Raw genomic sequence first — 18,646 nt, 5'->3', positions numbered from 1 at the left:
CTCCGGCTGCCCGTTTTTATTTGCAAAATCGATTGTGACGGCCGCATCGATAGTGTTTAATTTCACCGATTCCAGCTTTTCCCAAGGTCTGGATAAAAGCGCAAATTGCCTGCGGACCCGCGGCGGCGCTCTGTTAAAATCGTAAGTTTCCCGTAAGCCCAAGAAGAGGAAGGCCGCACAGCATGGTTTCTCCCGTAGATCGCAAAGAAGAACTTCGTCAGCAACTGCGCCAGGCGGCGCTCGAATATCACGAATTCCCGACCCCGGGCAAGATCAGCGTCACGCCGACCAAGCAGCTGACCAACCAGCGCGATCTGGCGCTGGCCTATTCGCCCGGCGTGGCGTCGGCCTGCGAGGAAATCGTCGCCGATCCGGCCAATGCCTTCCGCTATACCGCGCGCGGCAACCTGGTCGCGGTGGTCACCAACGGCACCGCGGTGCTCGGCCTGGGCAACATCGGTCCGCTGGCGTCCAAGCCGGTGATGGAAGGCAAGGGCGTGCTGTTCAAGAAGTTCGCCGGCATCGACGTGTTCGACATCGAGATCAACGAAACCGACCCCGACAAGCTGTGCGACATCATCGCCGCGCTGGAACCCACCTTCGGCGGCATCAACCTGGAAGACATCAAGGCGCCGGAGTGCTTCTACATCGAGCGCAAGCTGCGCGAGCGGATGAAGATCCCCGTCTTCCATGACGACCAGCACGGCACCGCCATCATCGTCGGCGCCGCCATCCTCAACGGCCTGAAGGTGGTCGGCAAGCAGATCAAGGATTGCAAGCTGGTGGTATCCGGCGCCGGCGCCGCCGCGCTGGCCTGCCTCGACACCATCCTGCATCTCGGCTTCCCGCTCGAGAACATCTTCGTCACCGACCTCGCCGGCGTGGTCTACAAGGGCCGCAAGGAACTGATGGACCCGGACAAGGAGCGCTTCGCGCAGGACACCAGCGCCCGCACCCTGGCCGAGGTGATCGGCGGCGCCGACATCTTCCTCGGCCTGTCCGCCGGCGGCGTGCTCAAGGCCGACATGGTGAAGCAGATGGCGCCCAAGCCGCTGATCCTGGCCCTGGCCAACCCGACCCCGGAAATCCTGCCGGAGGAAGTCAAGTCGGTGCGGGACGACGCCGTCATCGCCACCGGCCGTTCGGATTATCCGAACCAGGTCAACAACGTGCTCTGCTTCCCCTACATCTTCCGCGGCGCGCTCGATTCCGGCGCCACCACCATCACCCGCGAGATGGAGATCGCGGCGGTGCATGCGATCGCCGAGCTGGCCCAGGCCGAGCAGTCGGACGTGGTGGCCACCGCCTACGGCATCAGCAACCTGTCCTTCGGTCCGGAATACGTGATTCCGAAGCCCTTCGATCCGCGCCTGATGATGAAGATCGCGCCGGCGGTGGCCAAGGCAGCCCAGGATTCGGGCGTGGCCTCGCGCCCGATCGCCGACCTGCAGGCCTATGCCGCGCAGCTGGAGCAGTTCGTCTACCGCAGCGGCACCTTCATGAAGCCGATCTTCCAGATGGCGCGCAAGGCGCCGGACGAGAAGAAGCGCATCGTCTTCGCCGAGGGCGAGGAAGAGCGCATCCTGCGCGCGGTGCAGGTGGTGGTGGACGAGAAGCTGGCCAAGCCCATCCTGGTCGGCCGTCCCAAGGTGCTGGAGCAGCGCATCGCCCGCTTCGGCCTGCGCCTGCGCCCCGGCATCGACTTCCAGGTGATCAATCCGGAGTTCGATGAGCGCTACCGCGACTACTGGCAGACTTACCTGCAGATGACCCGCCGCAAGGGCATCACCGAGCAATACGCCAAGCTGGAGATGCGCCGCCGCCACACGCTCATCAGCACCATGATGATCCACAAGGGCGATGCCGACGGCATGATCTGCGGCACCTACGGCACCACCGACATCCACCTGCGCTACATCGACCAGATCCTCGGCAAGCGCGAGGGCGCCACGGTGTACGCGGCGATGAACGCGCTGATCCTGCCGAACCGGCAGCTGGTGATCGTCGACACGCACGTGAACGAGAACCCGACCGCCGAGCAGATCGCCGAGATCACCATGATGGCGGCGGAAGAGATGCGCCGCTTCGGCGTGCTGCCGCGCGCGGCGCTGCTGTCGCACTCCAACTTCGGCAGCAGCAACAGCGAGTCGGCGCAGAAGATGCGGGCCGCGCTGGCGATCCTGCGCGAGAAGGCGCCGGAGCTGGAAGTGGATGGCGAGATGCACGGCGACACCGCGCTCGACCACAAGCTGCTGCATTCAACGATGCCGGATGCGACGCTGACGCGCGAGGCGAACCTGCTGGTGCTGCCGAACATCGACGCCGCCAACATCTCCTACAACCTGCTGAAGACGGCGGCCGGCAACGGCATCGCGATCGGCCCCATCCTCCTCGGCTGCAAGCGGCCGGTGCACATCCTGACGCCATCGGCCACGGTGCGCCGCATCGTCAACATGACGGCACTGTGCGTGATGGATGCGGTGGAACAGCGCGGTTGATCCAGCCAGCTCGTCCGCAAATGAAAAGCCGCCTTCGGGCGGCTTTTTTTCTTTGGCGCGGCCTGCGTTTCAGGCCCGGTTCGGCGACGGCACCCGCCCGGTCTGCACCAGCGGCGCGGCGCGCTCGCAATGCCCATGCTGGTCATCGAAGAAGATATGCGGCTTGAAGGCGGCCAGCACGTCCGACTTGTGCACGCCGCCCATGAAGAAGGTTTCATCGATCACCATGTCCCAGGCGCGCAGGGTGCGTATCACCCGCTCGTGCGCCGGCGAGGAGCGCGCTGTGACGAGGGCGGTGCGCATCGGCGCCGAGCGGCCGTCGGCGGTGCGGAAATTGTTCTGGATGAAGGAGAGCGCCTTCAACAGCCGCGCGAACGGGCCTTCCGGCAGCGGTTTCATCGCGTTCTCGCGCTCATGGTTCTCGAAGGCTTCGATGCCTTGCGCCTGAAAGATGCGCTCCGATTCGTCGGAGAAGATCACCGCGTCGCCGTCGAAGGCAATGCGGATCTGGTCGAGTTCCTCGAAGGCGTTATCCGGTTTCTGGTAGAGCAGGGCGGCGGCCACCCCGGAATCGATGGCGGCCTGCACGTCGTCTTCGTGCAGCGACAGGAACAGGCTGACATTGAAGGCCCGCAGATAGGGCGTCAGCAGCGCGCCGCCGGAAAGCACTGCGCGGGTGATGTCGAGGCCGTAATGCCTGATCGAGTTGAAGATGCGCATCGAGGTTTCGGACGAATTGCGCGACATGATCACCACCTCGACGAAGCGCTGGTTGTGCGTCAGCTCGTTCAGCTTGAGCAGCGCCCTCACCAGCGCGAAGCCGGCGCCCGGCTTCAGGATCTCGTTCTCATTCTCCAGCTGATGGCGCCGGTAGGCATCCAGCCCTTCGGCGCGGAACAGGGTTTCCTCCGCTTCGAGGTCGAACAGGGCGCGGGACGAGATGCCGATGACCAGCAGGTTGTCGAGGGAAACGGGCATGGTGATATGAGAGGCAAGAGTGAGCCGTAAGCAAGTCGGTGAATACTATCAAAGCCGGCCGATCTTGGATTGCAAGATTGCAGCTGCATGGTTTCCGGCAGGCTTCTTGCATGATGAGGACGCAGGCTGCATCGGGGAATGATGTTGACAGGAATCGACGGCAGGAACGTTGTCTGGAGCGCATTGTCCCAACGAACGACGCGCAATGCATCCGGCTATCGACGTCGATCTGCCGTAGTTGCTGAAGGGGAGCAGGAGTCGGTAGGGCGTTGCCTTGCATTTCGGCTTGAAAGGCTCAAGGCAAATGCCGGCGTGGATGACGGGATGAAGCTGTGGGCTGGGGGACGGATATGGACGCCGTTGATGCGGCAATCGGAAGGGTTGCGCAGGCTTGCGTATGGTGCCTCGGGTCGGAATCGAACCGACACTCCTTTCGGAACCGGATTTTGAGTCCGGCGCGTCTACCAATTTCACCACCGAGGCTTGTTATTCGTTCGAAACACACCGGAAGTGCGTCTCTTGCGACAACCCGTTCCACCGTCGCCGGCGGAACGAACGACATTATGGCCGATTTGCCCGTCTCCGGCAAGAAAGCCGCCGTTGGAGTCATTGCACATGGTTAATCAACGGGCGTATCATCGCCCTCTTTCGTTATTCCTGAAGCAATTCAGGGCTATGCAATGAAGTCAGTCAAAATCCGCGAGATTGTTCTCGGCAAGGCGCTCGATCCGCTCAAGAGCGAAACACGACATTCGCTCGCCCTGGTTGCCTTCTTCGCCTGGGTCGGCCTCGGCGCCGACGGCCTCTCTTCCTCCGCCTACGGTCCGGAAGAGACTTTCCGCGCGCTGCAGGGCCATACCCAGCTCGGCCTCTACATGGCCATTGCCACGGCCGTCACCGTGTTCATCATCGCGCTCGCCTACAACCAGGTGATCGAGCTGTTTCCCACCGGCGGCGGCGGTTACCGCGTCGCCACCAAGCTGGTCGGCCCCTACCTCGGCCTGATCGCCGGCTGCGCGCTGGTGCTGGACTACGTGCTCACCATCTCGATCTCCATCGCCGCCGGCGTGGACGCGGTGGCGTCGCTGCTGCCGCTCGGCTTCCACGAATACAAGCTGTGGGCCGAAGCGGCGGTGATCGGCATCCTGATTGTGCTCAACCTGCGCGGCCTGAAGGAAGCCATCCGCGTGCTGCTGCCGATCTTCCTCGGCTTCGTGGCGACCCATTTCCTGCTCATCGTCTACGGCATCCTGGCCCATGCCAGCTACCTGCCCGACCTGGTGCCCAGCACCACCGCCGAAACCGTGAAACTGGCCGACAGCATGGGCTGGGTCAGCGTGGTCGGCATGCTGCTGCTGGCCTACTCCCAGGGCGGCGGTACGTATACCGGTCTGGAAGCGGTCTCCAACAACGTGAACATCCTTGCCGAGCCACGCGTGCATACCGGCAAGATGACCATGATCTACATGGCTCTTTCGCTCGCCTTCACCGCCAGCGGCATCATCCTGCTCTACCTCCTCTGGAACGCGGTGCCGGTGGAAGGCGAGACGCTCAACGCCACCACCTTCAAGGCGGTGATCGCCAGCATGGGCCTGGGCAGCGAATTCACCAACAAGATGGTGCTGACCATGGTGCTGGTGTTCGAGGCCGGCCTGTTGTTCGTCGCCGCCAATACCGGCTTCCTCGGCGGCCCGGCGGTGCTGTCGAACATGGCGGCCGATTCCTGGGTGCCGCACAAGTTCCGCTACCTCTCCACCCGGCTCGTCACGCAGAACGGCATCCTGGTGCTGGGCGCGGCGGCGCTGGCCATCTTGTTCTGGACCCGCGGCAGCGTCAACCTGCTGGTGGTGCTGTACTCGGTCTCGGTGTTCCTCACCTTCGCGATCTCGCTGTTCGGCCTCTGCCTGTACTGGTGGCGGCATCGCAAGGACATGGACCGCTGGCTGCGGCGCTTCGCGCTGTCGCTGATCGGCTTCATCATCTGCGCCGGCATCCTGCTGGTGCTGCTGGTGGAAAAGTTCAAGGACGGCGGCTGGGCGGCGGCGGTGATCATCGCCGCCATCGCCGGCCTGTGCATCTATATTCGCAATCATTACGGACAGACCAAGGAAGCCATCCATTCGGTGGACCAAGTGTTCGCCAACCAGCCCTTCGGCCCCAACACCGAGCCGGTGCTGCCCAATCCGGATGACCAGACGGCGGTGTTCATCGTCGGCTCCTCGCGCGGCGGCGGCCTGCACGCGCTGCTCTGGGTCCAGCGCATGTTCCCCGGCCACTTCAATAACTTCCTGTTCGTGAACGCCCGCACGGTGGATTCCCATGCCTACGGCGGCGAAGGCGCAGTGGAGCAGATGCGGGCCGAGGCCAATGCCACGCTCAAGTTCTTCGTCGACTTCTGCCACAGCCACGGCATGGCCTCGGAAGCCTATCTCGGCTTCGGCACCGACGTGGTGGATGAAGTGACGAAGCTGTGCGAGACCATTTCACAGGAGTTTCCGAATTCGATCTTCTTCACCAGCAAGCTGATCTTCGAGGACGACAACTGGTTCACCCGCCTGCTGCACAACCAGGCGGCGCTGGCGATACAGCGGCGCTTGCATTTCGAGGGATTGCAGATGGTGATTTTGCCGATGAAGGTATGAGCTCGATAGTGCAATACATTTTCGAGCTGCAAAAATGGCGCCGAGTTGGCGCCATTTGGTGCTAAATAAAAGCCCTAATCAGGCGAGCGAGAAAAATAGCTGCATGAATTGCTTGTGGCTGAGGAATACTCTCAATTTCCTAAGGATAAGGCGCGCAGCGCTCAATTGACAGCCGAATCCACCTTCCGTCCAAAAGATGACTTCAATACAGCGCTAAGGTAAGTTGGTATCCATTAAACTCCCAAAGAAAAAAGGCGCCACAAGGCGCCATTTTTCTTCCCAGCGACAACCTCAATCCCGCAGATCCGCCGGCACCTTGCCGCCATTCGCAGCCAGCTTGTTCATCACCTGCTTGTGCAGCCAGATGTTCATCGCCGCCGAATCGTTCATGTCGCCGGTGTAGTTCAGCTCCTGCGCCAGTTCCTTGCGCGCGGCGAGGCTGCTGTCGAGGTCGAGCAGCTTCATCAGGTCGACGATGGAGGTGCGCCAGTTGAGCTTCTGCGGATTGTTCTGCGCCTTCTGGTTCAGGATGGCTTCGACGTCCACTTCCGCCATCGGTGCCTGCTGGGCGGGTACAGAGCCCTGGGGTGCGGCCTGTGATTGAGTCCCGGCATCCGCTTGGGCGGTCTGGCCCGCCGGACTTGCTTGATCGCCTTGCGCCGCGCCGGCATGCGACGGGAAGATCTTGCTGAAGATGTTGCTGAGTATGCCCATGTCGGTTCCTTTCGTCGGACGAGATTGTCATGAAACCAATGTTGGAACCGGACAAGGGCATGGAGTTCCTTTCGGTTCATTGATGACGGCCGCATGGCGCGGCGTTTCATGTGCGCCACGGCAGGTCGAGCGCGGCGCCGTCGGGCAGGAACACCTGCACCGGCGACATGGAAAAGACGGCGACGATCTGCAGCGGTTCATTGCCCACGTTCACGATCTGATGCTCGGCATTGGCCGGGATGACCACCGTCATGTTGCTTCCGAAGCGCTCCGCCTCGCCGCCGATGCGCAGTTCGCCCTCGCCGCTGCCGCACATCACGACCTCCTCGCAGTCGTGGCGATGCGGCGGGGTGGCGCCGCCCGGCGCGATCGATTGCTGCCACACGGATAATTTGCTCAGGCCGTCATCATGGCCGGCGAGGGTGGCATGGGCGAGCCCGGGAATGACGCTCGGTGACGGCTGCTGGTTGGAAAGTACATGCATGGCTGGTCTCCTCTTGATGGCTTGATGGTGCCTCCCCACGGTGGCGTGAGAACAGTATCGTCAAACCGGACGGCGATGGAATGGGCTGCAATGGACTAACATTGAGGAAAAATTTTCCTTAATCGAGTGAGCCGTCCGGAGGGTGCGATGAGCGGGTTCAGCCGTTTCCTTGCCTTTGCCTGCGCTGCGCGCCACCGCAGCTTTGCCCGTGCCGGGCGTGAACTGGCGGTGACGCCTTCCACCGTGGCCAAGCGCATCGGCGGACTGGAACAGGAACTCGGCGTGAAGCTGTTCCACCGCACCACGCGCCAGGTCACGCTCACCGTCGACGGGGAGGTCCTTTACGCGCGCTGCGAAAAGATTCTGGCCGACATCGGCGAATTGGAGAACCTGGCCGCCGGCGCCAATGCCATGCCGCGCGGCGAGCTGCGATTGAACCTGCCGATCACTTACGGCAAGCGGGTGGTGATGCCGGTATTGACGCGCCTGCTGCGCACGCATCCCGAGCTGCGCGCCGACGTGCGGCTGTCGGACCAGCAGTGCGACCTGATCAAGGAAGGGATGGATGCGGCGGTGCGCATCATGCCGCTGGTTGATTCCCGCCTCGCCTCGCGTCAGGTGGACGAGCAGGCCCTGATCCTGTGCGCCAGCCCTGCCTATCTCCAGGAGCATGGCCGGCCATCGCACCCGGCGCAGCTGCATGGCCACGGCTTCATCGTCTTCCGCAATCCCACCTCTGGCCGGGAACGGCCGGTACAGCTGCAGGCGGCGGGCGAGGTGCTGGACCTGCACCCGGCTTACCGCATGATCGTCGACGATGGGGAGGGCATGGTGCAGGCGGCGCGGCATGGCGCCGGACTGACCCAGGTGCCCGACTACATGGCGGCGGAGGAAATGGCGCGCGGCCGGCTGGTGGAAGTGCTGGCGGATTTCCGGCCGCCGGCCATGCCGGTGTGCGTGGTCTGGCCCGGCAACCGGCTGATGCCAGCCAGAGTGCGGGCCTTCATCGATGCGCTTGCCGCGCATTGCGGCCAAACGCGCGAGGGAAGGCGAACTTGACCGGAGAAGGCCGTCCGCCGATGCGCGGTTGACTACTCCTTCTCGATGCCCGCCTTGCCGATGATCTCGCCCCACTTGCGGGTTTCCGCCTGCTGGAAGCGTGCCATTTCTTCCGGCGTGGTGACGAACACCTCGGTGCCGCTGGCGGCATAGAAGGCGCTGTTGGCAGCCGGGCTCTTCGCCGCCTTGCCAAGCAATTCATTCAGCCTGGCCACCACCGGCTGCGGTGTCTTCGCCGGCGCGTAGGCGGCGAACCAGTAGCCGATGTCGTAGCCCGGCACGCCGGCTTCTGCGATGGTGGGCACTTCCGGCAGCAGCGGCGAGCGCTTCTGCGCCGAATAGCCCAGGGCGCGCAGCTTGCCGCTCTTGATGTGCGGCAGGCCGGTGGCGCTGTCGGTGATCATCATCTGGATCTGGCCGCCGAGCAGATCGGTGACGGCAAAGGTATTGCTCTTGTACGGCACGTGCAGCAGCTGCACGCCGGTCATCTGCTGGAACAGCTCGCCGGCGATGCGGCTGGAAGAGCTGCCGCTGCCGAAGCTGATCTTGCCCGGCTCCTTCTTCGCCGCGGCGATGAAGTCCTTCACGCTGTTGATGTTCGACTGCGCATTGACCACCATGAACTGGCCGCCCTTGCCGAGGCCGGTGATGGGCGCGAAGTCCTTCACCGGATCGTAAGGCAGCTTCTTGTAGAGATGCTCGGCGGCCGCATGGGTGGTGTTGGTGGTGATGAAGACGGTATAGCCGTCCGGCGCGGCGCGCGCCGCTTCGGTGGCGCCGATGAAGCCGTTGGCGCCAGGCTTGTTGTCGACGATGACCTGCTGCTTGGTCTCCACCGACACCGCCTGGCCGAGGGCGCGGGCGAGCTGGTCGGTGGCGGTGCCGGCGGCGAAGGGCACGACGAAGCGGATCGGCTTGTCCGGGAAATCCGCGGCGTGGACGGCGGTTGCGGCGGCGAAGCAGGCGGCGGCAACGGCCAGCCGGGACAGGGTCGCGAGGGTCATGTTTGTCTCCTTGATTGGGATGTGCTTGGGGTGGGGATTTCGGTGTCAGGCGTCCGGTATTTCCAGGCTGAGGAGGGCCGAGCTCAGCGTCTTGCCGTGCGCATCCAGCGCCAGCGAGCGCGTCACGCCGCCGGCCAGCGCATCGTGCAGCACGAAGTTGAGCGCGCCGAGGCCGGGAAGGGCATGGCGTACTACCTCGCCCTGCACGATGCCGGCGAAGTGCTGCTTCACGCGCTCCGCCGTTACATGCCTCTCCAGCAGCGGATAATGGCGGGGGTCGAAGGCGATCACCGACAGGTTGGAAATATTGCCCTTGTCGCCTGCCCGGGCATGGGCGATCTCGCGCAGCAGCATTCAGCTCTCCTCGATGTGGGTGGATGGCGTGACCAGTTCCCGCCCCAGCAGGGTGGAACGCACCGCGACGATGTCTCGCGCCGACTTGGTGGCGCCGCCGCCGCCGGCCGGCCCGCAGGTGTACAGGCTTTCCACCTCGTTGCCGATGCGGACGGCTTCGCGCAGGCTGTCGGTGCGGCCAGCGACGCGGATGCGCACTTCGTAGGGTTCGGGCGCGCCTGCCGACAGCCGGTCACCATGCATGGCATTGACGCCGAGGAGGTCGCAGCGCAGTTCGCTGGTCTTCACCCCCGTGATCTTGAGGCGCTCGGCCACGATGTCCAGCGCCAGCCGGGCCCGCGCCAGCGCGCCCGGGCCGGCATACGACATCTGGCCTTCGCCGATGTAGCTGTCGACATAACCGATCGATACCTTCAGCGTGTCCGGGCGCGGATGCCCGGTGGCGCCGACGATGCGCACCCTGTCCGGGCCGAGCTCTTCGATGGCGACGCCGGAGAAGTCGGCCACCACGTCGGGCGTGAGATAGGCGCGCGGATCGTGGATCTCGTACAGCAGCTGCTCCTTGCAGGTGGCGGCCGTCACCCTGCCGCCGCTGCCGGCGACCTTGCTGATGACCAGCGAGCCATCCTCGGCGACCTCGCCGATCGGAAAGCCGAGCCGCGCGAGGTCGGGCACGTCCTTCACGCCCGGGTCGGCGAAATAGCCGCCGGTGATCTGGCCGGCGCATTCCAGCAGGTGGCCGGCGAGGGTGCCGCAGCCGAGTAGGTGCCAGTCATCCGGGGCCCAGCCGAATTCATGGATCAGCGGCGCCAGCACGAGCGCCGGATCGGCGGCGCGGCCCGTGATGACCACGTCGGCGCCTTGCCGGAGGGCATTGACGAGGGGTTCTGCGCCTAGGTAGGCATTGGCCGACAGCAGCCGCGCGCCGAGGTCGCGCACCGGCTGGCCGACATCGTCGCGATGGTCGCCGTCGCGCAGCAGGGCCAGCACGTCGTCGCCGGTGACCGCCGCCACCTTGATGCGCAGGCCGAGGGAGCGGGCAATGTCCCGCACCTTCGCGGCGGCGGCCAGGGGATTGGCTGCGCCCATGTTGGTGAGGATGCGTATGCCCTTGCCGGCGCAGGTTTTCAGCACCGCGTGCATGCGGTCTTCCAGCAGCGGGTCGTAGCCGGCGTCCGGGTCCCGCATGCGGGCGCGCTGGGCGAGGGCGATGGTGCGCTCGGCCAGGCATTCGAAGATGAGGTAATCGATGTCGCCCTTTTCGGCGAGTTCCACCGCCGGCTCGATGCGGTCGCCGGAGTAGCCGGCGCCGGAACCTATCCTGATGCGTCTCATGGTTGTCCGATGATTGGCGTGCCCGCCAGGGCGGCGGTCATCGCACGGCCCATTCTGGCGGCGCCTCACCCTTTAGTAAAATGGATTTTTCCGATCAATTCATCGGTTCAGCCGATTAATCATGAGCGCCAACATTTCTACCCGCCTGCTGTATGCCTTCGTCGCGCTGGCCGAACTGCGGCACTTCACCCGTGCCGCCGAGCGCTGCCATGCCTCGCAATCCGCCTTCAGCGTGATGATCCAGAAACTGGAGGCGACGGTCGGCGCGCGATTGTTCGAGCGGGATACCCGCAACGTCACGCTGACGCCGGAAGGGGAACTGTTCGCCGAGGTGGCGCGCTCGCTGATCGGCGAGATCGAATCCGCCTTCGACGACATGGCGGATTACGTCGCGCGCCGCCGTGGCCGGGTGGCGATCGCGGCATTGCCGTCGCTGTCCGCCAGCGGCTTGCCGGCGGTGATCGCCGAATACCGGCGCCTCCATCCCGGCGTCGCCGTGGCCCTGCATGATGCGCTGTCCGATCAGTGCCTGGCCCTGCTGCGGCAGGGAAAGGTGGACCTGGTGTTGTGCGCGCCCGGCGCGGATGCCGCCGAGTTCGACGCCCGCGTGCTGTGCAGCGATCCGTTCTACGTGGTGTGCCGGTGCGACCATGCGCTGGCCGGCAAGCGCAGCCTGCGTCTGGCGGACCTGGCGCGCCAGGAAATCATTCACTTCGCCAAAACTTCCAGCGTGCGCCAGCATGTCGACCAGTTGCTGCGCCAGGTGCAGACGGTCCATTCGGGATTCGAGGTGGAGCATCTTGCCACCGTCGCCGGCCTGGTGCAGCAGGGCCTCGGCATCAGCATCGTGCCGGAGCTGACCCTGTTCCAGTTCCGCCAGCTCGACCTGGTCGCCGTGCCGTTGCGGGCGCAGGATCATGTGCGCCCGATCCTGGTGGTGCGGCGCAGGGACAGGCCGCTGTCGCTCGCCGCGCAGAGCATGCTGGCGCTTATCGACAGGCGCATCGGCACGCGACCGGGAAGGGCCCGGAACCCCGGCAAGGCGAAACCGGGCGCCGAATCGGACTAGTCATGATCGAACGGCCGGCACCCAATGGTCGAGATCGCATGCCGCATTCGCGCATCCTGCGGTGGACGGCTGCCACGCTGCCGTCCCGTAAACCGGCACGACGGCGCGGCATGAAGGGGCGGCGAAATCAATAAGCTGCATTTTGACAGGAACTTTTCGGTCATCAGGTTGCCAATTGGCCAAGTGGGTTGAGGCCATCCTATGCAAGTCAATAATTATCCGGTCCACCAGGACCGCGTCCGGCTGGCAGCCCTGGGATCCTACGCCATACTGGATACGCCGCCGGAGCAGCAGTTCGACCGCCTGGTTCGGCTCGCCGCCAAGGCTTGCGAGATGCCGATGGCGGCGCTGAGCTTCGTCGACGAACACCGGCAGTGGTTCAAGGCCACCTTTGGACTGGCGGTGCGCGAAACCGATATCGCCGCCTCTTTCTGCAAGTATGCGATCTGCGACAAATCCACCTTCGTGGTGGAAGACGCGAGCACGCATCCCCTGTTCATCGACAATCCGCTGGTGACGGGCGACCTGCATCTGCGCTTTTATGCCGGATGTCCCCTGGTGTCTCCCGAGGGGCATGCGCTCGGCGCCCTGATCGTGCTGGACAAGGAGTCGCGCACGCTTTCCAGCGAGCAGCGGCTGGACCTGGAGGTGCTGGCCGAGCAGACCATGATGGCCCTGGAATTGCGGCGGCAGCGGCTGAACCTGGATCATCTGCTCGCGCACCGGAAGCAGGCGCATCTCGACCTGGACAATCTGACCAGCGCCTCGCCGGCGGCCAACTGGGAAATGAGTCCGGACCGCGCGGTTTTCCAATGGACGAGCGAGGCGACCGCCATGCTGGGCATGCCGGCCGCCGCGCTGTCGAACATCGATGACATCGGCAAATTCATCCATCCGGCGCAGCAGGAGGCGTGGAAGAGCGCTTTCCATGCGTCGGCCGCCCGCGGTACGCCGGTGGATGTCGAGTGCCTCCTGCTGTGTTCCGACGGCGGATGGCGAAACATCCGCTGGGTCGCCGTGGCGGAATGGAGCCCTCCCGGCGTCGTCAGCCGCGTGTTCGGGGCGATACAGGAAGTGCCGCTGCCGGAAGACATGGAAAGCGTATCGCCAGGCGTCAGCGATAGCGGAATCCGCAGAGCGCCTGCCGCTCCCGCGGCGAGGAGAGTGGTGCCGCCTTTCAAGAAACTGCCCACCTCGGTCGTGGTGACCGACCTCGATGGCAGGGTGGTCTACTGGAATGAAGGGGCCGAGCGCCTTTACGGCTGGTCGGTGGAGGAAGCGCAGGGCCGGGTCGCCTTCGCCGATCTGGTGGAGCCGCCGGACAGCTTCGAGGCGATTCGCCGCGACTTGCTGAACGCCGGCGAATTGAATCGGCGGATCCACCAGAAGGGCAAGAACGGCGGCGACCTGACGGTGGATTGCCATCTGACGCTGATCCGGGACCACAACCGGCTGCCGCAACTCATCTTCATCATCGGCAGCGACCAGATCGAGCCGTCCATCGCCGACGACAAGATCTATGCGCTGGCCTTTTATGACCAGCTGACGCAGCTGCCCAACCGGGCGTCGCTGATGGACCGGCTGCGGCATGCGCTGCTGGTCGCCGAGCGCAAGCACGCCTACGGCGCGCTGATGCTGCTGGACCTCGACAATTTCAAAAGCCTCAACGACACGCTCGGCCATGCCAAGGGCGATCTGCTGCTGCAGCAGGTCGCCGCACGCCTGCTCAAGTGCGTCCGGCAGACGGATACGGTGGCAAGGCTGGGCGGCGACGAGTTCGTGGTGCTGCTGGAAGAGCTGGGCCACGAGACGCAGGAGGCGGTCAACCAGTCGGAAACGGTGGCGATGAAGATCCTCGATGCACTGGTCGGGCCGTTCCAGCTCGGCGGCAACCAGCGCAATTGCACCACCAGCATCGGCGTGACCCTGTTCCGGGAAAAGGCGGCGGACATCGAGGATCTGCTGAAGCAGGCCGATCTCGCCATGTATCAGGCGAAGCAATCGGGCCGCAGCACCCTGCGCTTCTTCGACCCGGACATGCAGCGGCTGGCGCTGGAGCGGGCGGTGCTGGAAATCGACCTGCGCAAGGCGAGATTCGATGACGAGTTCGAGCTGTATTACCAGCCTCAGCGCGGCAGGGATGGCAGCCTGATCGGCGCGGAAGCGCTGCTGCGCTGGAACCATCCGACGCGGGGCTTGCTCAATCCGAACGAATTCATTCCCCTGGCGGAAGAAATCGGCGTGATCGTTCCCCTGGGGGCCTGGGTGATGGAGCGCGCCTGCGCCCAGGCCGCCGCATGGCAGCAAGCGGGCAACCGGCCGCTGCAGTCGATGGCGGTCAACGTGAGCGCACGCCAGTTCCTGCAAGCCAATTTCGCCGACATGGTGCAAGGCGTGCTGCAGCGCACCGGGCTCGATCCGAATCTGCTCAAGCTGGAACTCACGGAAACGCTGCTGGTGAAAGACATCGAAGGCACCGCGATCAAGATGGCGGCGCTGAAGCGGCTCGGCGTGCGTTTCGCCCTCGACGACTTCGGCACCGGGTATTCGTCCCTCTCCCTGCTGCGCAAGCTCCCGCTCGACCAGCTCAAGATCGATCAATCGTTCATCCAGCGCATCGAGCATGACGACGGGGACGACAAGCTGGTTCACTCCATCATCGCCCTCGGCAAGACGCTGAAGATGAACGTCCTGGCGGAAGGCGTGGAAAAGCCGGCGCAGGAGCGCATCCTGAGCCGGCACGGCTGCGATGAGTTCCAGGGTTTCCTGTACGGGCGGCCGGAACCGGCGAGCCAGTTCCGTCACTGAAATTCGATTTCATCGGGCGTGGGGAGGCTTTCGGCCGCTTGTCGCGGCTGCGCAGCCTCTGTTTGCGTTTACAACACGCTCCAGTGGCGCACGGCCGGCGACGCTTCGCCATGCAAGATGAAAAAGCCCCGGCAAGGCCGGGGCTCGATCATGCCGCGCAATCCGTCATGCCGGTGCCTGGCAGACGTAGTTGGCCGCCTTGCTGGTGTCGGCATCAACCGCGCCGGTGAACTTCGGCCATTTCGGGAACACGCACATCGGCCGGCTGCCCTTGTTCGCCGGCGTGCCGCTGGTGCCGGTGTTCTTGTCCGACGCCACCGTGTCTCCGGGAGCCTGGCCGCGTTCCACCCAGTTCTCCAGCAGGCCGATGCTGTCGTAGCCGGCATTGAAGTTGCCGAAGCCATGGCTCAGGCCCGGGATGACGTAGAAGCGAAGGAAGCTGTCGAGCTGCGACTGCGTGTACTGCTGCTGCTGGCGCTGGTAGTAGGCGATCGAGTTGTACGGCGTGATGAAGTCGTCGGCGGTGCCGTGGGTCATGATCACCTTGCCGCCCTTCTCGCGGAAGCTGTTCAGGCTCTGGTTGGTCACATCCATGATGGAGGCCACGCGCTTGATGTCGCTCTCCCAGGCCGTCGGATCGAAGGTCAGCGGATCGAGGTTGGGATTGCGGGTGATGGCATAGCGGGTGGTCGCCGCGCCGGCGGAATAGAGCAGGGCGTCGCCGGTGCCGTTGGCCGACGGCGCATTGGCGGCGCCGAAGGTGGAGCCGCCGACGAAGGTGGAGCCCTCCAGCAGCGCCCAGCGCGGGAAGGTATCCATGCCGGCCACCGACACGCCGGGTGTGTACGGCGAGGTGATCTGCTCCACCGCCGCGATCTGCGCATCGGACAGGCAGGTATCGCCTTCGTCGCCGCCGCTCGGGCAGCGCAGGCCGCCGGCGTCGACGTTCCGCTTCACGGTGTCGATATTGAACGCGGCGTTGCAGCCGGCGACGTTGCTGATGATGCCGTCGCGCGCGCCGTCGAGGGCGACGGTGTCGCAGGCCTCGTACACCTTGTCGACGATCAGCTTGGTCTTCACCGGATTGAGCCAGCCGGCGCCGCCGTTGCCGTACACCGCCTTGCCGACGTTCAGCGATCCGAGATGGAGCATGGTCACGTTGTACGCCGGATAGTTCGCGACGACCCCGTCATAGTCGGTCGGGTAACGGGCAGCGGCATCCAGCGCCTCATGTCCGCCCTGGGAGGCGCCGACGAAGTAGAAGCGCTGCGGCGCGGCGCTGTAGCGCTTCTTGATCAGCGCCATGGCGACGTCGTGCGTCTTCTTCACCGACTGATGGCCGTAGTTGAGCAGCATCTCGTCGTTGACCATGAAGCGTCCGTCGAAGCCGCCCGCGCCCTTGTGCCCGCCGTCGCTGCCGAGCGTGACGTAGCCGCGCGACAGCGGCGTGGCGTAGTTCGCCGGCGCCAGCGGGACCGCGCCGAGGCCGGTGACGAGGCTGCCGTTCAAGCCGCCGCCGCCGAGCTGCATCGCCTTGTTGTTCCAGTTGGTCGGCAGGTTGACTTCGAACTCCATGTTCTCGGTTGGCACGCCGTTGGACGTCGTCGTCACCGGTTTGATGATGCCCTTCACTTGGCAGAATTCGCCGTTGGTGTTGCCGGCGGCGCTGGCCGCCACCAGGGTGGCCGATTGCACTTCGGCACCATTGGTAGGCAGGCCGATCTCGGCCTTGTCGATCTTGGTGCCGGCGAGATTGGCGCAGCTGGTCGCCGCCTGGGTGGCGGCATTGGTGTTCTGATTCGTGGTGGATGCGCTGGGCGCGGGATCGTCGTTGCCGCCGCACGCGGCAAGGATGAGGCCCGTCACCGCCGCCACGCCCGTGCCGAGCAGGGCCTTGGAATGTCGCTTCATGGATGTCTCCGGTTGTCGTTGATGGAACGGTTTCGCCGAAACCGTCTTGCTGCGAGCTGCATCGGAAAATAGTGGACTTGCGGCGGTTTGCCGGGTCGGCGGCTGCCATGGCCGCATCGGACGGCTTTGCCGTTCAGATACGTTAAGTACGCTGAAGGTTTTGTGGATTGAGCGAGGTCAAAAGGGATGGTTGGGGAATGGCGGGTGGCGCAAGGGTTGGAGGCGTAGTGCGGCAATTCGTGGAGCATGCGCTGCGTTTGTGAAGCTGTGCAATAAAGTCGGCTCCTCCCTTTTCGAAATGGAGGTTAAGGCGTAGCAGGGAATTCGGACAGCAGGCTGTCCGCCTGCGAAGCCGTCGGCGCCTGCAAGCGCTGTTGGCTGCGCAGGCGCGGAGCAGTGCTCCGCGAAACCCCTGCTACGCCCCTAACCCTCCTCTTGAAAGGGAGGGGACTTTCTTTATGGTTGAACCTCACCCACGGTCGGGCCTGCATGCCCGACCGGCTGCGCGAGCGCAGAGCAGTGCTCTGCGAAACCCTCGCTACGCCCCTGCTACGCCGCAGCTACGCTCCGGGAATCAACCGCCGCAACGGCTTCCCGACCATTTCCCGGAAACGCCCGCTGTGCAAGCACATCCCGCCAACCAGGCCAATGAAACACCCGAGCAGCGTATCCACGAAGCGTGCCTGGATCAGCACCGCCGGCACGCCCTGGCCGAAAGTCGCCGCTTCGGCGATCAGCAGGGTGAGCGGCGTGATGAACACCGTTGCCAGCGCGTAATGGCGGACCACGATGGATTCGATGATGAAGCTCAGCGCCATCATGATCAGCGCCAGGGTCCATTCGTTCAGGGGCAGAAGCAGCAGCCCCCATGCCAGCAGCAGGCCGAGGCTGGTGCCGAGCACCCGGTGCAGCTGCCGCGTCCACACCGCGCGCAGCGAGGCGCCCTGGATCACCGCCAGGCAGCTCACCGGCACCCAGTAGGCCCGTTCCAGTTGCAGCGCCTGGGCCAGGGCGAGCGCGATGCCGACGAACACGCCGATCACCACCGAATCGAACACGACGAAGTCGAAGCTCGGCGCAGGCAGGGGCGGCACCGGCTTGGGTGTCTGCCGCCGCACGATGTAGACGCTGTAGAAGAAGGCGATCAGGCAGGCCTGCAGGGAGCCCATGGTGATCAGCCCCACCATCAGCGGCAGCTGGCCGGCATCGGTGGGCGAATAGGCGCCGAGCGAAGCAGCCATGATGAAGAACAGGCTGCCCGGCGGGCCGAGGCCGTAGAAGCGGCACACCATGGTGACCAGGATGGTGGTGAAGATCAGCGCCGGCACCATCAGCGGCGGGAAGAAATGGCTCATCACGCCCAGGGTGAAGCTGGCGGCCATGCCGAAGGCGCAGGCCATGACCAGGATCATGCGGTGGTACAGCGGCGTGCCCGGCAGGTAGAGGAACACCATGCCGCCGAGCGATGAGATCAGGCCGTAATCCAGGCGGCCGAAATAGGCGCCCACCAGCAGCGGAAAGCCGGAGGCGAGGGCGGCGGCGAACGGCATCTGCCAGACCCGGTCGCTCGACTGGACCAGGGTGAGCTGGCGCAGTTCCTCGCGCAGCATGGCCTGCAGCCGCTGCAGCAGTCCTGCGTGCTGGTCGGGTTTCATCGTGCGCCTCCCGGGGAAGGCCATGGAAAATTGAAAGCGGCGGGACGGCGTGGCAGGGGCATGGAAAACGGGCTTGCCGGCGTGAGGATTTTCGGCAGAGGCCGCCAAGGGCAACAGCCTCCGATGTTATCGCAT

General features: G+C 64.6%; 13 protein-coding genes and 1 tRNA gene. 5 read left to right on the top strand and 9 right to left on the bottom strand.

Annotated features, from left to right (window positions below; translation table 11 throughout):
- Window positions 1–182: 182 nt before the first annotated feature.
- On the top strand, window positions 183–2,498 hold the full coding sequence (locus CHB88_RS15765; RefSeq protein ID WP_089400295.1) for an NADP-dependent malic enzyme: 2,316 nt from the start codon (window positions 183–185) through the stop codon (window positions 2,496–2,498).
- A gap of 69 nt (window positions 2,499–2,567) precedes the next feature.
- Here CHB88_RS15765 and CHB88_RS15760 read toward each other — a convergent pair whose 3' ends face one another.
- Both CHB88_RS15760 and CHB88_RS15755 read right to left on the bottom strand, forming a co-directional pair.
- Window positions 2,568–3,476 (bottom strand): 5'-nucleotidase, encoded by a 909-nt coding sequence (locus CHB88_RS15760; protein WP_089400294.1) that lies wholly within the window; start codon window positions 3,474–3,476, stop codon window positions 2,568–2,570.
- A 398-nt stretch (window positions 3,477–3,874) separates the two neighbouring features.
- A tRNA-Leu gene (locus CHB88_RS15755) sits at window positions 3,875–3,959 on the bottom strand.
- Window positions 3,960–4,156: 197 nt separating this feature from the next.
- On the opposite strand from CHB88_RS15755, the gene CHB88_RS15750 reads away from it, so the two are divergent.
- The gene (locus CHB88_RS15750; protein ID WP_089400293.1) at window positions 4,157–6,118 is read left to right on the top strand and encodes an APC family permease; all 1,962 of its coding nucleotides are present in this window, start codon (window positions 4,157–4,159) and stop codon (window positions 6,116–6,118) included.
- Window positions 6,119–6,409: 291 nt separating this feature from the next.
- On the opposite strand, the gene CHB88_RS15745 is transcribed toward CHB88_RS15750, so the two are convergent.
- Window positions 6,410–6,832, bottom strand: coding sequence for a DUF3597 domain-containing protein (locus CHB88_RS15745; protein ID WP_089400292.1), 423 nt, complete (start codon window positions 6,830–6,832; stop codon window positions 6,410–6,412).
- A gap of 106 nt (window positions 6,833–6,938) precedes the next feature.
- Window positions 6,939–7,355, bottom strand: coding sequence for a cupin domain-containing protein (locus CHB88_RS15740; protein WP_281255026.1), 417 nt, complete (start codon window positions 7,353–7,355; stop codon window positions 6,939–6,941).
- A 108-nt stretch (window positions 7,356–7,463) separates the two neighbouring features.
- On the opposite strand from CHB88_RS15740, the gene CHB88_RS15735 reads away from it, so the two are divergent.
- The gene (locus CHB88_RS15735; RefSeq protein ID WP_089400290.1) at window positions 7,464–8,375 is read left to right on the top strand and encodes a LysR family transcriptional regulator; all 912 of its coding nucleotides are present in this window, start codon (window positions 7,464–7,466) and stop codon (window positions 8,373–8,375) included.
- Window positions 8,376–8,407: 32 nt separating this feature from the next.
- Here CHB88_RS15735 and CHB88_RS15730 read toward each other — a convergent pair whose 3' ends face one another.
- Genes CHB88_RS15730 through CHB88_RS15720 form a run of 3 tightly spaced genes read right to left on the bottom strand, consistent with a single transcriptional unit; the run spans window position 8,408 to window position 11,068 of the window.
- The gene (locus CHB88_RS15730; RefSeq protein WP_089400289.1) at window positions 8,408–9,379 is read right to left on the bottom strand and encodes a Bug family tripartite tricarboxylate transporter substrate binding protein; all 972 of its coding nucleotides are present in this window, start codon (window positions 9,377–9,379) and stop codon (window positions 8,408–8,410) included.
- A 45-nt stretch (window positions 9,380–9,424) separates the two neighbouring features.
- Entirely contained in the window at window positions 9,425–9,733 is a 309-nt protein-coding gene (locus CHB88_RS15725) for an AtuA-related protein (protein WP_089400288.1), read from the bottom strand.
- Complete coding sequence (locus CHB88_RS15720; RefSeq protein ID WP_089400287.1) at window positions 9,734–11,068, bottom strand: acyclic terpene utilization AtuA family protein; 1,335 nt, start codon at window positions 11,066–11,068, stop codon at window positions 9,734–9,736.
- Window positions 11,069–11,189: 121 nt separating this feature from the next.
- On the opposite strand from CHB88_RS15720, the gene CHB88_RS15715 reads away from it, so the two are divergent.
- Both CHB88_RS15715 and CHB88_RS15710 read left to right on the top strand, forming a co-directional pair.
- Window positions 11,190–12,137 carry a LysR family transcriptional regulator gene (locus tag CHB88_RS15715; RefSeq protein WP_089400286.1) on the top strand — a complete coding sequence of 316 codons (948 nt, stop codon included), beginning with the start codon at window positions 11,190–11,192 and terminating at the stop codon, window positions 12,135–12,137.
- 201 nt (window positions 12,138–12,338) lie between these two features.
- Window positions 12,339–14,945 carry a sensor domain-containing phosphodiesterase gene (locus CHB88_RS15710; protein WP_089400285.1) on the top strand — a complete coding sequence of 869 codons (2,607 nt, stop codon included), beginning with the start codon at window positions 12,339–12,341 and terminating at the stop codon, window positions 14,943–14,945.
- Window positions 14,946–15,110: 165 nt separating this feature from the next.
- Here the strand turns inward: CHB88_RS15710 and CHB88_RS15705 are convergent, their stop codons facing one another.
- Together CHB88_RS15705 and CHB88_RS15700 are read right to left on the bottom strand one after the other, a co-directional pair.
- Window positions 15,111–16,856, bottom strand: a complete 1,746-nt coding sequence (locus CHB88_RS15705; protein WP_176442512.1) for a tannase/feruloyl esterase family alpha/beta hydrolase — start codon at window positions 16,854–16,856, stop codon at window positions 15,111–15,113.
- Window positions 16,857–17,416: 560 nt separating this feature from the next.
- Complete coding sequence (locus CHB88_RS15700) at window positions 17,417–18,511, bottom strand: FUSC family protein (RefSeq protein WP_089400283.1); 1,095 nt, start codon at window positions 18,509–18,511, stop codon at window positions 17,417–17,419.
- Window positions 18,512–18,646 lie beyond the last annotated feature (135 nt).

Origin of the sequence: Noviherbaspirillum humi, from assembly GCF_900188095.1 — a bacterium.
Lineage (GTDB): Bacteria > Pseudomonadota > Gammaproteobacteria > Burkholderiales > Burkholderiaceae_D > Noviherbaspirillum > Noviherbaspirillum humi.
Note: the sequence above shows the minus strand (reverse complement) of the source record. Positions and strands in the feature narration are given on the sequence as shown.